The organism is Tractidigestivibacter montrealensis (assembly GCF_024741235.1).
GTDB lineage: Bacteria > Actinomycetota > Coriobacteriia > Coriobacteriales > Atopobiaceae > Tractidigestivibacter > Tractidigestivibacter montrealensis.
This window is the reverse complement of the sequence record NZ_JANSKA010000002.1, coordinates 1-12,723: the sequence shown is the minus strand read 5'-3', so window position 1 is coordinate 12,723 and position 12,723 is coordinate 1. Positions and strand designations below refer to the sequence as shown.

Genomic DNA, 12,723 nt, shown 5'->3' with positions numbered 1-12,723 from the left:
CGCAACGTACCCGCTACCTGAAGACCGCCATCAGGAGCGTTGACGCCACGATGATCGCCAGGCCCGTGAGCGAGCGCCTGGTGTAGGTCTCCTTGAAGACCGCCGCCGAGAAGGCCATGGCCACCACGATGGACAGCTTGTCGATGGGCACCACGACCGAGACCACGCCCGTCTGGATGGCGTAGTAGTAGCAGAGCCACGAGGCGCCCGTGGCCACGCCGGAAAGGCAGATGAAGAGCAGCTCGTGCCGGTCGATGCCGCGCACCTCGCCCAGCTTGCCGCGCATCGCCACAACCACCCATGCCATGACCAGCACAAAGCAGGTTCGGATAGCCGTGGCGAGGTTTGACTCCACGCCCTCAATGCCCACCTTGGCGAGGATCGACGTGAGCGCGGCAAAGACCGCGGAGCCCACGGCGTACCACATCCACGAGCGCCCCTGGACGTCGTGGTCCTGCTGCTTGCGCTCGATCATCATGAGGGTGCCCACGAGGATGCCCACGCAGCCAACGAGCTTCACGGCAAGGTTCTGGGTCTCGCCAAACAGAACGATGGCGAGGAGCACCGTGAGCACCGTGGAGCACTTGTCGATAGGCACGACCTTGTTGACGTCGCCCATCGAGAGCGCCTTGAAGTAGCAAATCCAGCTCGCGCCGGTGGCAAGTCCCGAGAGCGCGAGAAAGAGCAGGGAGTTGGTCGTGATCTGGGTAATGGTGGGAATGGAGCCAACCACGCCCGCCATGAGCCACGCAAACGCCAGGACGACGATGGTGCGAACGGCCGTGGCAACGTCAGAGTCGGTGTGCCGGATACCGCACTTTGCAAGAATTGATGTGATGCCCGCAAAGACCGCCGAACCAATCGCAGCCAGAACCCACATGCACGTCTCCTCTCGTTGCGCTGAATACCCCCGGTTATGTTAGTTGTTCTCGCGCTCGGTTGCGTCGCGCTCCGAACGGTCGTCGTGGCCGCCCGTCTCGGAAAGCAGGCCTTGGCGCGCGGTCTCCAGGTCGTCGCGCTGCTCGGCGGGAAGCTCCGGGTAGTGCGGGTCGCACGCCTCGAGCGTGCGGACGATGGCCTCCGAGACGAGCCAGCGCGCGTAGAACTTCTGGTCCGCCGGGACAACGTACCACGGCGCCTCCTTGGTGGCGGTGCGGTCGATGCACTGCTCGTAGGCTTCCATGTACTTGGGCCACAGCTGGCGCTCGGTCACGTCGGACGAGGAGAACTTCCAGTTCTTGGACTCGTCGTCGATGCGGTCGAGGAAGCGCCTGCGCTGCTCGGCGCTGCTCACGTTGAGGAAGATCTTGAGCACGCGGTAGCCGTTCTCCCAGAGGTAGCGCTCGAAGTCGCGGATCTGGCGGTACCGCTGCTCGAAGAAGTCGTCCTTCGAGGTGTCGAGCACGCGCTTGGGCATGCGGTAGGTCTTTTGGAGGTCGTGCACGCGCACTACCAGCACGTCCTCGTAGTAGCTGCGGTTGAAGAGGCCAATGCAGCCTCGACGCGGCAGCCTGGCGACGGCGCGCCAGAGGAAGTCGTGCGCGAGCTCCTCGGAGGAGGGCTGCTTGAAGCTTGCCACCGTGACGCCCTGCGGGTTGATGCCGCTCATCACGTGCTTGATGGTGGAGTCCTTGCCTGCTGCGTCCATGGCCTGCAGAATCACCACGACCCCCTCGCGGCCCTCGGCGTAGAGCCTGTCCTGGAGCTCGGCCATGCGCTGGGTGTTTGCCTCGGTGAGGGCCTCGAAGTTGGGCCTGAGCCTCTTCTCCACGTGTACGTCTGTGGGGTAGTCGTCGAGCTTGAAGTGGCCCGAGCCATCGAACCTGCAGTCCTTGAGCTCCTGGAACTCCATATGCATGCATCTCCTCGAAGTTCGCGGCAGGCGCGCGCTGTTGCGCGCTTGCCACCTCTCTACCTACCCCATGTGGGTGGGGCCAACGCCGGTGATTGGCGCAGCGGCGCCGGAAGTGGCGTGGCGGTCCTCGCCCTCCTCGCGCATGAACGCAGGCATGTCGGCCGTTCTCGCTGCGTCCGCGATGTCGAGAAGCGCCTTGGCAACCGCGTCCTCGGTCACCGCCCCAATATGCCAGCGCGCCGCTGCCACAACCTCTGGCGCCGCGTTCGAGACGGCAACCGAGTTGGGCACGCCCTCGATGATGGCCAGGTCGTTCTCGGAGTCCCCAAAGACGCAGACCTCGTTGATGCCAATTCCCAGCTGGTCCATGAGCACCGTGAGTCCGCTCATCTTGGAGATGCCCACAGGCAGGATGTCTAGCGTGGAGGAGGTGGCGCTGGGGAAGACAAAGTCGAACTCCGGGAAGTCGTGCGCCAGGTCGCGGCGGAGGGCCTCCATGTGGGCTCGCGAGTGGTCGCTGTGGATGTTGTTCTTCACGTACGTTCCGGCCGGAATGTGCGCGGACGTGCGGCGGAACGCGTGAAAGGCCTTGGGGTGGCGCGCCAGCTCCTTGTCTGTGATGCCTACGACAACGTCAACGTTCACGCTGTTGTTTTCGTAGGCGGTGAGGGCGGTTCTCTCGCCGTCGCGTTCGCGCAGGTAGGCAACAAGGCGCTCGAGGCTTTCGCGCGCGGGCGCCTCCTGGTAGATTACACGGCCGCGCAGACGCACAACCTGGCCGTTCACAAAGACGCCGGTCTGGAAGCAGTCTGCCGCGTCGTTCTCGAACATCCACGACATCATGGCGACGGTCCTGCCAGAGATGGGGCCGGCGAGCACACCCGGCGCGGCATTGGCGGCGCGCACGGCGGCAATGGCCGCGTCAGACGCGCGACCCTGGCCATAGGGAATCAAGGTGTTGTCGAGGTCCGAAAGTGCAAGCTTTATCACGGTGCCCCTTCCTTCTCGCGCGCGGTCTGCCGAGAAGAGCATACGGCAGCGCGGGGCCAGACACGGGATTCCGTTACCGGGCAACGGGATTCCATTGCCCGGTAACTTAATCCCACGGGGCGAGAGCCCTCCACGCCCGACACAAACAAACGCCCCGCCACCAAAGCCATCCGGCTTCAGCGACGGGGCGACAAGCGCTTTCGCGCGAGAGGGACGAGCAGCACCTACTTTGCGGCGCCGACCGTCTCCTTCTCCTCCTTGAGCTTCTCCTCAACCTGCGAGTCAAGCTCGGCATCCTTCTCGGCAAGCATCTTGGCCTTCTTGTCGACATCCATCATCGAGATGTTGTCCTCGTAGACCTTCTTGCCGGTGGGGTGCTCCTCGACCCAGATGCGGTCGCCCTCGGGCGCCCACTTCTCGGCGTACTTAGCCGTGCGGGCGCACAGGTGGTCGACGTCCTCCGGCGAGGTGTACTCCGTGGACTTGGCTTCTGCCTCGTGAACCATCTTGGGCAGAACCTGCGGGTTCTCGAGCATGGGGCAGGGGCGCAGCATGTTGTCGTTCCAGGGCCAGTTGGCGCGGTACTCCTGGAAGATGGGCTGCTGCAGGCACTCCAGCCAGCTCTTCTCGTGGATGTTGGCGTTGGAGTAGTGGATGAAGACGCAGGGCTCCACGTCACCGCGGGCGTTGACGTGGCAGAACACGCGGCCGCCGGCGATGCAGCCACCCACGAACTCGCCGTCGTTCTGGAAGTCCATGGCCATGATGGGCTTGCCGCCCTTGTAGTCGCGGATCTTGCGGATGCGGTCAATCATGTACTCGCGCTGCTCGATGGTGGGCATGAGGTCGGCGTTGGCGCCCTCGCCCACGGGCATATAGTGGAAGTACCACTGCCACAGCGCACCGTGCTCAATGATGAAGTCGTAGTACTCGTCGGAGGTGACGTCCTCGACGTTGTTGCGCGTATAGCAGGTAGAGATGCCAAAGGGCACGCCGTTCTCGGTCATGAGGTCCATGGCGCGAACAACCTCGTCGAACGAGCCGTCACCGCGGCGACCGTCGTTGGCGGTCTTGAAGCCCTCGAGCGACATCGAGAACACGATGTTGCCCAGGCGCTTGCAGTCGTCGCAGAGCTTCTGGTCGATGAGCGAGCCGTTGGTGAAGAGGCCAAAGATGCAGTCGTCGTGCTTCTCGGCAAGGCGGACGACGTCCTTCTTGCGCGCCAGGGGCTCACCGCCGGTCATCATGAAGAAGTGCGTGCCCAGCGCCTTGGCCTCGGTGACCAGGCGATCCATGTCATCGAAGGAGAGGTTGAGGGAGTTGCCGTAGTCGGCGGCCCAGCAGCCGATGCAGTGCTTGTTGCAGGCACTCGTGGGGTCGAAGATGATGATCCAGGGCACGTTGCACTGGTACTTCTCGGCAGACTGGGTAGTCTCGCGCAGGCCGCGGAAGGCGGACTCGTAGGCGCCGTTCAGGACGGCGGTCTTCAAGATGTTGGGATCAACGCGGTCCCTCACCAGCTCGATGAGGAAGTTCTCCCACTTGGAACCAGGGTAGAATGCCTTGCGCAGGGAGTTTGCCATGTCGGGCGCGGTGTCAGCGAGGAGCTTGCCGCCCATGTCCAGGAACTTGTTGATGGCCTCCTCGGGGTGATCGCTCCTGACGCCCTTGATGGCCTGGTCGATTGCGATGCTAAACGCCTTGCGCTCGGCTGCGTGCGCGATTTTCGACTGCATGGTTCTTCCTTTCGCCCAGTGGCGGTGGTCGAACTGCCTTCCACCGATTTTTCGCACCTTTGTATGGACGGTCAAATATTTTGACCCAGATTTGAAAAAAATCAACCCCGGATCGAGAAAGCCTGAAGAAGCGTTAACAAAAAGGGGACGAGAAGGACACGCGCAGCCGAGAGCGGCGGCGCTTCTCGGCGCGCGGCGGCAGGCGGCGGCGCGCGGCGCAAGGTTGTGTGTGCCCCCATCAACGCCGCGGGATTTCGCCGGTTAGAGCGGTCTAACCGTTCGGAATCCGCGGCATTCTCGTCTTGCCGCCCATTCTCGCCGTTTAGGCACCTCTAACCGTTCGGAAAATTCCTAACCGACGAAATCCGGCGGCATCGCGGCGCACGACCCGGCGGCATCGCGGCGCCGGCCACGGCGGCAATTCTCGCCAAAAGCGCAATCTCCCCCGCCCCCGCAGCACCGCACCCGTCTAGAATAAAAAAGCTGCCGCCTCGCACCATCGCCCGCGGCGCCCAGGCATCCCCGCAAGTTCGCAAGGTCATTTGGAGGCATCGTGACCATCGTCGACATGCTGCGCAAGAACGCCGAGCTCTACCCCACCGAGGTCGCCCTCGTGGAGGTGAACCCACAGCGCCGCGAGAACCGCCACATCACCTGGCGCGACTACGAGCTCGTCGAGACCACGGATGACGAGCCCTTTCGCCGCGAGATGACCTGGCAGGTCTTTGACGAGAAGGCCAACCGCTTTGCAAACCTGCTGCTCTCGCGCGGCATCCGCAAGGACGACAAGGTCGCAGTCCTGCTCTACAACTGCATCGAGTGGCTCCCCATCTACTTTGGCGTGCTCAAGAGCGGCGCCACGGTGGTGCCGCTCAACTTCCGCTACTCCGCCGACGAGATCCGCTACTGCGTCGAGAAGTCCGACGCCGACATCCTGGTCTTTGGCCCCGAGTTCACCGGCCGCGTCGAAGAGATCGTGCCCCAGATCCAGAAGGGCCGCCTGCTCTTCTACGTGGGCGACGATTGTCCCACCTGGGCCGAGCCCTACCAGGAGCTCGTTGGCCTGTGCTCCTCGGCAGACCCCATGATCCCGCTCTCCGAGGACGAAGACGCGGCGGTCTACTTTAGCTCGGGCACCACAGGCTTCCCCAAGGCCATCCTGCACCACCACCAGAGCCTCACCCAGGCAGCCATCATGGAGCAGAAGCACCACGGCCAGACGCACGACGACGTCTTTCTCTGCATCCCGCCGCTCTACCACACCGGCGCCATCATGCACTGGATGGGGTCGCTCGCCGTGGGCGGGCGCGGCGTACTCCTGCGCGGCGTGAGCCCCAAGACCATCCTCGAGACCGTCTCCAACGAGCGCTGCACCATCGTGTGGCTGCTCGTCCCCTGGGCGCAGGACATCCTTCTCGCCATCGAGCAGGGCACGGTCACGCTTGCCGACTACCACCTCGACCAGTGGCGCCTCATGCACATTGGCGCCCAGCCGGTGCCCAAGAGTCTGGTGCGCCGCTGGCTCAAGGTCTTCCCCAACCAGCAGTACGACACCAACTACGGCCTCTCGGAGTCCTGCGGTCCCGGCTGCGTCCACCTGGGCGTGGAGAACGTGGGCCACGTGGGCGCCATTGGCGTTCCCGGCTACCAGTGGGAGTGCAAGATCGTGGACGAGAAGGGCGAGGAGGTCGCGCCTGGCGAGGTTGGCGAGCTCTGCGTGAAGGGCCCGGGCCTCATGGAGTGCTACTACAAGGACCCCGCGGCCACGGCCGAGACCCTCATCGACGGCTGGCTGCACACCGGCGACATGGCGCGCCAGGACGAGGACGGCTTCTACTGGCTGGTCGACCGCAAGAAAGACGTCATCGTGATGGGCGGCGAGAACCTCTACCCCGTGCAGATCGAGGACTTTCTCGCCTCCAACCCCGCCATCCAAGACGTGGCCGTCATTGGCCTGCCCGACGAGCGCCTGGGAGAGATACCCGCAGCGATCATCGAGCTCAAGCCCGGCTACGAGGACACCACCGAGGACGACATCAACGAGTTCTGCCTGGCGCTCCCCCGCTACAAGCGGCCGCGCAAGGTAATCTTTGCCGAGGTGCCGAGAAACCCCACGGGCAAGATCGAGAAGCCGCTCCTGCGCGAGAGGTACGGGGCGGCGCACCTGGTAGACCAGGAGAACAAGGCCTAGACGGCCCACCGGAGAGGCAACACAGGCGGGCAGTCCGCCGGGAGAGGAGAGCGCATGGGAAAGCAGCTACTGTCGGGCAACGAGGCCATCGCCGAGGGGGCGTGGTCGGCAGGTGCGGGCGTGGGAACGGGCTACCCCGGCACCCCCTCCACCGAGACCCTCGAGAACCTCGTGCAGCACGGTGACGTCTACTGCGAGTGGTCGCCCAACGAGAAGGTCGCCCTCGAGGTGGGCATTGGCTCTGCCATGGGCGGTGTGCGCACGCTGGTCACCATGAAGCACGTTGGCCTGAACGTTGCGGCAGACCCCTTCATGAGCGTCACCAACACGGGCATCAACGCAGGCCTCGTGCTTCTCGTCGCCGACGACCCCTCCATGTACAGCTCCCAGAACGAGCAGGACACGAGGAACTACGCCGCGTTTGCCCGCGTGCCGTGCTTGGACCCGTCGGACTCCCAGGAGGCCTACGACTTCGCGCGCAAGGCGTTTGACATCTCCGAGCGCTTCGACACGCCCGTCATTCTCCACGAGACCATGCGCATTGCCCACACGAGGACCATGGTCGAGTGCTCCCACGAGCGCGACCTTGATGCCGCCGCGCCCCGCGACTACCAGAGCCAGCCCAGCAAGTACGTGATGATGCCCGCCTACGCCGTGGCGCGCACCCGCGTGACCAACGAGCGCGAGGACGCCCTGGTTGAGTTTGCCGAGACGAGCGACCTCAACCGCGTCGAGATGCGCGACACCAAGGTTGGCATCATCGTCGCCGGCGCCCTCTACAACCACGTGCGCGAGGCGCTGCCCGAGGCATCCACGCTCAAGCTGGGCCTCACCTGGCCGCTGCCGCCCAAGCTCCTCGCGAGCTTTGCGGCCTCGGTCGAGAAGGTCTACGTGGTGGAGGAGTCCTGCCGCTACTTCCGCGACCACGTGGCCGCGCTGGGCATCAAGCTCTCCGAGCCGCCCGCGGCACCGCTCCCCCGCTCCGGCGAGATCTTCCCCGCCGACATCCAGCGGAGCTTTGGCGTGGCCACGCCCGCGCACCTCGAGGCCGCGAAGGACCTTCCTCCGCGCCCGCCCGCGTTCTGCGCCGGCTGCCCGCACCGCCTGGTCTTCAACGAGCTGCGTCGCATGAAGGCCATCGTGACCGGCGACATTGGCTGCTACACGCTGGGCGCCGTCGCGCCCTTCCGCGCCGTCGACTCGGTGATCGACATGGGCGCCTCTCTCAGCATGAGCCACGGTATGGAGCTTGCCGGCATCCCCGAGCGCACCAAGCGCCCCGTGATTGGCGTCATTGGCGACTCCACCTTTGCGCACTCCGGCATCACGTCGCTTCTCGGCACCGCCTACAACGGGGGCAAGGGCACGCTGCTCATCCTGGACAACCGCACAACCGCAATGACCGGCACGCAGGGCAACCCCGTGAACGGCCTCACCCTCTCCGAGCAGGGCGCGCGCATCAGCCCGCTGGTGGACGCGGACGAGAAGCCCTCGGTTCTCGACCGCCCGGCGGGGCGCCCGCTCGACCTGCCCGCGCTCTGCCGCGCCATTGGTGTCGACGAGGTCATCGAGGCCGACGCGCAGGACCTCAAGGCCGTGCGCGCGGCGCTCAAGCAGGCCGTCTCGCACGAGGACCTGCTCTCGGTGGTCATCTTCCGATCTCCGTGCCGTCTGGTTGACCGCACGCACAAGCCCGCGCCCGTCATCCGCGACTGCCGCCGCTGCGGCACCTGCGTCCAGATTGGCTGCCCTGCGCTGGGCAAGGACGAGACCAACTACGCCATCATCGACCCCACGCAGTGCGTGGGCTGCGGCCAGTGCGAGCAGGTGTGCCCCTTTGGGTGCATCCAGTCCGAGTAGCCCGGCCCAGGCAAGGGAGGTAGACATATGCCACACGCAACAGCATCCGCGGCAAGCTCGACCGTCCACATGGGCGAGCGCGTGCAGCTTGACCGCACCATGACCGTCCTTCTCGTAGGCGTGGGTGGGCAGGGCACGATTCTTGCCGGCAACATCCTCGCCATGACCGCCTCGGAGGCGGGTCTCGACGTGAAGGTCTCCGAGATCCACGGCATGAGCCAGCGAGGCGGGTCCGTCTCGACCATCATTCGCATGGGCGAGCATGTGGACTCGATGGTGTGCGACCCGGGCACGGCCGACGTCCTTGTGGCGTTCGAGGCCATCGAGGCCCTGCGCAACCAGCAGTTCCTGAAGGAGGGCGGCCGTCTCTTTGTGAACGACGAGACCATCGTCCCCGTGCCCGTGAACATTGGCAACGCCCAGATGCCCCACAGGGTGGGGGCTCGCCTGGACGAGATTGGCGCCGTGCGCATTGACGCCGGCGAGATCGCACGCAGCGTGGGGAGTCCCCGCTCGACCAACGTGGTGCTGGTGGGCGCGCTCTCGACGGCGCTCCCCTTTGCCGTGGACGAGTGGCGCGACGCCATTAGCCGCCGTGTGCCGCCCAAGACCGTGAAGGCGAACCTCCAGGCGTTCGACGCCGGCCGCAAGGCCGCCGAGCGCTAACCAGCGTTGAGCGCCGGACGGCGGGGAGCCGTCGTCCGGCGCAGCCGCCGAAGGCGACGCCCCTGGCAGAGCCCCCAGAGCCTGGCACGGTGCCCTCGGCAGCCCAACCCCCACGCTTCGATTGCTGCAATGGTTTCGCATGACTTCTCTGCTTCTGGCAATCGGTGGCAGTTTTAAGGCTACTATCAGTATCCCTGAATGGTGAATGCCCTCGAGACGGTCATCACCAGCATCGCTGCCGCATGGGGGGATCGGCATGTCAAAGCACTTCAAGCAGGATTGGACACCTCGTCAGGATTCCAAAGAGAGCCCGGCTCGCCGCAACCAGACCAGAAGGGCTTTTCTCGCCTTTTCGGCAGGCGCACTGGTCGCGCTCGGTGTAGGCGTCGCGTTGGCGCGGACTCCCAGCAAGAACGATGCAGCATCGACGAATGGCGGCACGTTGGGAAACGACAACGCGGCCAAGACGCCAGGCGCCCCCGATGCCCCCAACGACCCGCGCGCGGCCCAGCTCGCCGTGGACCCCAACGCCCAGACCGAGTGGAACTACAAGAACAACGGCGAGAAGATCGTCTATCTCACCTTCGACGACGGTCCCTCCAAGAACACGCAGCGCGTGCTCGACATCTTGGACCAATACGGCGCCAAGGCGACGTTCTTCGTGGTTGGCCATGACCCCGACCACTACGACATGATCAAGAAGGCCTACGACGACGGCAACACCATCGGCCTGCACTCCTTCACCCACGACTATGCCCAGGTCTACTCATCCGAAGATGCCTACTTCGACGACCTTGACCAGATTGCCCAGGTTGTCAGTGACCAGATTGGCTACGTACCTTACCTCGTGCGATTCCCCGGCGGTTCGTCTAACACCATCTCCGAGAAGTACTGCTCGGGCATCATGGACGTTCTCGTGAATGACGTCCCAGCGCGCGGCTACCAGTACTACGACTGGAACGCCTCGAGCGGAGACGGTGCCACGTGCTCCACCGACCAGGTCATCCAGAACTCCTGCGCATACGACAACTACCCCAACATCATCCTGCTCTGCCACGACGCTGCCACGAAGGACACCACCGTCGAAGCCCTGCCCAAGATCATCGAGCACTACCAGGCGCTGGGATACCAGTTCCAGGCCATTGACCGGACCACGATGGTGCCGCACCACAAGGTGGCCAACTAGCAGGCGCCGCAGGGCGCCTATTAGCAGAGAAAGCCACGGAAACCGCCGCTGTGGCGCCGTTCTGACGTCGGAGGGCCCATTCTAGCAGCAGGTGCGTACGAGACCCCCGCTGTGGCGCCGCCCCGGCGCCGCAGCGGAACAGCCGTCGCTACGCGTACAGTCCCTTCGAGAAGTACCTGTCACCGCGGTCGGGAAAGACCGTCACGATGGTGGCGTGCTCGCCCTTCTCGGCAAGTCGGCCCGCAAGCGTGAGGCTCGCGGAGAGAGCCGCGCCAGAAGACGAGCCCGCAAAGATCCCCTCCGCCCGCGCAATGAGGCGCGACGCCGAGAAGGCCTCGTCATCCGTCACCTTGATGACCTGGTCCACCAGCGACATGTCCATGGTCTTGGCCACAAAGTCGTTGCCGATGCCCTCGATGTCGTAGTCGCCGTGCTCGCCACCACCCATGGTCGAGCCCACCGGATCAGCAAGGACGCCCACGACCTTGGGGTTCTTCTCCTTGAGGTAGCGCGCCACGCCCGTGTACGTGCCGCCGGAGCCAGCGCCTGCAACAAAGTAGTCCACATTGCCGCCCAGGTCGCGCCAGATCTCGGGACCGGTGGTCTCGTAGTGCGCCTGCGGGTTCGTGGCGTTTTCGAACTGACGGAGCGCGATGGAGTTGGGAATCTGGCCGAGAAGTTCCTCCGCCTTGGCAGCCGCGCCCAGCATGCCGTCCGCGCGCGGAGTGTTCACGATGCGTGCCCCCAGGGCGCACATGAGCGTCTGCTTCTCCTCGGAGAACTTCTCGGGCACCACAAAGACCACGTGGTAGCCGCGACCGATAGCCGCGAAGGCAATGCCCAGGCCCATGTTGCCGGCTGTGCCCTCAACGATGGTGGATCCCGGCTTGAGCAGGCCCTTCTCCTCCGCCGCGCGCACCATGTAGAGACCCGTGCGGTCCTTCACCGACCCGGCGGGATTCCACAGCTCCAGCTTGGCAAAGATGTCCACGCCCTCGGGCGCGCCCACGTTGTTGAGCTTGAGCAACGGCGTGTTTCCAACGAGCTCCTCGGCAGAGTCATAGTAGTGACGCATGGCTAGGCCTCCCTGCTTGCCGAGATGGCACCCTCGACGTCCGCGAGGATGTCGTCCTTGTCCTCAATGCCAACGGAGAGGCGGATGAGGCCGTCGGTGATGCCGACCTTCTCGCGCACCTCTGCAGGAATCGCCGCGTGGGTCATCGTTGCCGGGTGGCAGACGAGGGACTCGACGCCACCAAGGCTCTCTGCCAGCGCGACCAGGCGCGTGGAGCGGAAGAACGCCCGGTAGTCGTGGCCCGGCGCCAGCTCGAACGAGATCATCGCCCCGGCGCCCGACGCCTGGCGGCGCTGGACCTCGTAGCCGGGATCGTCCGGGAGGCCAGGGTAGTGCACGGCCGCAACCTCGGGATTTCTCGCCAGCGCCTCGGCGATGTACTGGGCGTTCTCCACGTGCCGGTCCATGCGCACACCCAGCGTCTTGATGCCGCGCACGAGAAGGAACGAGTCCTGCGGCCCCAGGACCCCTCCCGTGGAGTTCTGTATGAAGGCAAGGCGCTCCGCCAGCTCGTCCGTGGATACAACCAACAGGCCCGCGACCACGTCCGAGTGCCCACCGAGGTACTTGGTCGCGGAGTGGAGGACAATGTCCGCACCCAGCTCGAGCGGACGCTGGAGCCAGGGGGTCATGAAGGTGTTGTCGACAATGGAAAGCACGCTGTGCTCACGCGCCGCGTCGGCAATCGCCGCAAGATCGGTGACGCTCATGAGCGGGTTGGCAGGGCTCTCGACGAGAACCGCCTTGGTACGTGGCCCAATTGCGTGCTCAAACTCGTAGGGCTGGGTGGTGTCGACCATGCGGTACTTGATGCCAAAGTGGTTGAAAACCTTATCAAGCACGCGGTACGTGCCGCCGTACACGTTGGTGGGGATGATTACCTCGTCGCCCTGGGACAGCAGCGAGAGAACCGCGGTGATAGCCGCCATGCCGCTACCAAAGGCAAAGCCGGCGACGCCGCCCTCGAGGTCTGCGATGAGGCTCTCGAGCGCCGCACGGGTGGGGTTACCCGTACGGGAATACTCCCAGCCAGAGACGGTGCGCCCCACCTCCACCTGCCGGTACGTCGAGGTCTGGTAGATGGGGACATTCACCGAGCCCGTGGCTGGTGTATTCGCTAACGTAGGAGTCGACGGAACGCTCAGCAGGTTTTCGACACTTCGC

At 64.8% G+C, this 12,723-nt stretch carries 10 protein-coding genes; 4 read left to right on the top strand and 6 right to left on the bottom strand.

Features of this window, described 5'->3' with window-relative positions; genetic code table 11:
• Positions 1 to 13 precede the first annotated feature (13 nt).
• The 4 genes from NVS32_RS03220 to NVS32_RS03205 all read right to left on the bottom strand — a co-directional run bounded on the left by NVS32_RS03220 (position 14) and on the right by NVS32_RS03205 (position 4,581).
• Positions 14 to 880, bottom strand: a complete 867-nt coding sequence (locus NVS32_RS03220; protein ID WP_258498647.1) for an EamA family transporter — start codon at positions 878 to 880, stop codon at positions 14 to 16.
• Positions 881 to 919: 39 nt separating this feature from the next.
• A complete protein-coding gene (locus NVS32_RS03215; protein WP_258498646.1) occupies positions 920 to 1,852 on the bottom strand; it encodes a polyphosphate kinase 2 family protein in 933 nt (310 codons plus the stop codon).
• A 63-nt stretch (positions 1,853 to 1,915) separates the two neighbouring features.
• Positions 1,916 to 2,845 carry an HAD-IIB family hydrolase gene (locus tag NVS32_RS03210; RefSeq protein WP_258498645.1) on the bottom strand — a complete coding sequence of 310 codons (930 nt, stop codon included), beginning with the start codon at positions 2,843 to 2,845 and terminating at the stop codon, positions 1,916 to 1,918.
• 224 nt (positions 2,846 to 3,069) lie between these two features.
• Positions 3,070 to 4,581, bottom strand: a complete 1,512-nt coding sequence (locus NVS32_RS03205) for a radical SAM/SPASM domain-containing protein (protein WP_258498644.1) — start codon at positions 4,579 to 4,581, stop codon at positions 3,070 to 3,072.
• Positions 4,582 to 5,134: 553 nt separating this feature from the next.
• Between NVS32_RS03205 and NVS32_RS03200 the strand changes: the two genes are divergently transcribed.
• From NVS32_RS03200 to NVS32_RS03185, 4 genes are all read left to right on the top strand, one after another.
• A complete protein-coding gene (locus tag NVS32_RS03200) occupies positions 5,135 to 6,772 on the top strand; it encodes a class I adenylate-forming enzyme family protein (RefSeq protein ID WP_258498643.1) in 1,638 nt (545 codons plus the stop codon).
• A 54-nt stretch (positions 6,773 to 6,826) separates the two neighbouring features.
• Positions 6,827 to 8,632: a thiamine pyrophosphate-dependent enzyme gene (locus NVS32_RS03195; protein WP_258498642.1), complete on the top strand. Its 1,806-nt coding sequence runs from the start codon at positions 6,827 to 6,829 to the stop codon at positions 8,630 to 8,632.
• A 27-nt stretch (positions 8,633 to 8,659) separates the two neighbouring features.
• The gene (locus tag NVS32_RS03190) at positions 8,660 to 9,298 is read left to right on the top strand and encodes an indolepyruvate oxidoreductase subunit beta (protein WP_258498640.1); all 639 of its coding nucleotides are present in this window, start codon (positions 8,660 to 8,662) and stop codon (positions 9,296 to 9,298) included.
• Positions 9,299 to 9,740: 442 nt separating this feature from the next.
• Positions 9,741 to 10,484, top strand: a complete 744-nt coding sequence (locus NVS32_RS03185; RefSeq protein ID WP_258498639.1) for a polysaccharide deacetylase family protein — start codon at positions 9,741 to 9,743, stop codon at positions 10,482 to 10,484.
• Between the two features lie 148 nt (positions 10,485 to 10,632).
• On the opposite strand, the gene NVS32_RS03180 is transcribed toward NVS32_RS03185, so the two are convergent.
• Both NVS32_RS03180 and NVS32_RS03175 read right to left on the bottom strand, forming a co-directional pair.
• Positions 10,633 to 11,559 carry a PLP-dependent cysteine synthase family protein gene (locus NVS32_RS03180; RefSeq protein ID WP_258498638.1) on the bottom strand — a complete coding sequence of 309 codons (927 nt, stop codon included), beginning with the start codon at positions 11,557 to 11,559 and terminating at the stop codon, positions 10,633 to 10,635.
• A gap of 2 nt (positions 11,560 to 11,561) precedes the next feature.
• Positions 11,562 to 12,723 (bottom strand): trans-sulfuration enzyme family protein (locus tag NVS32_RS03175; RefSeq protein WP_303646499.1); only part of this gene is annotated, 1,162 nt, incomplete at its 5' end.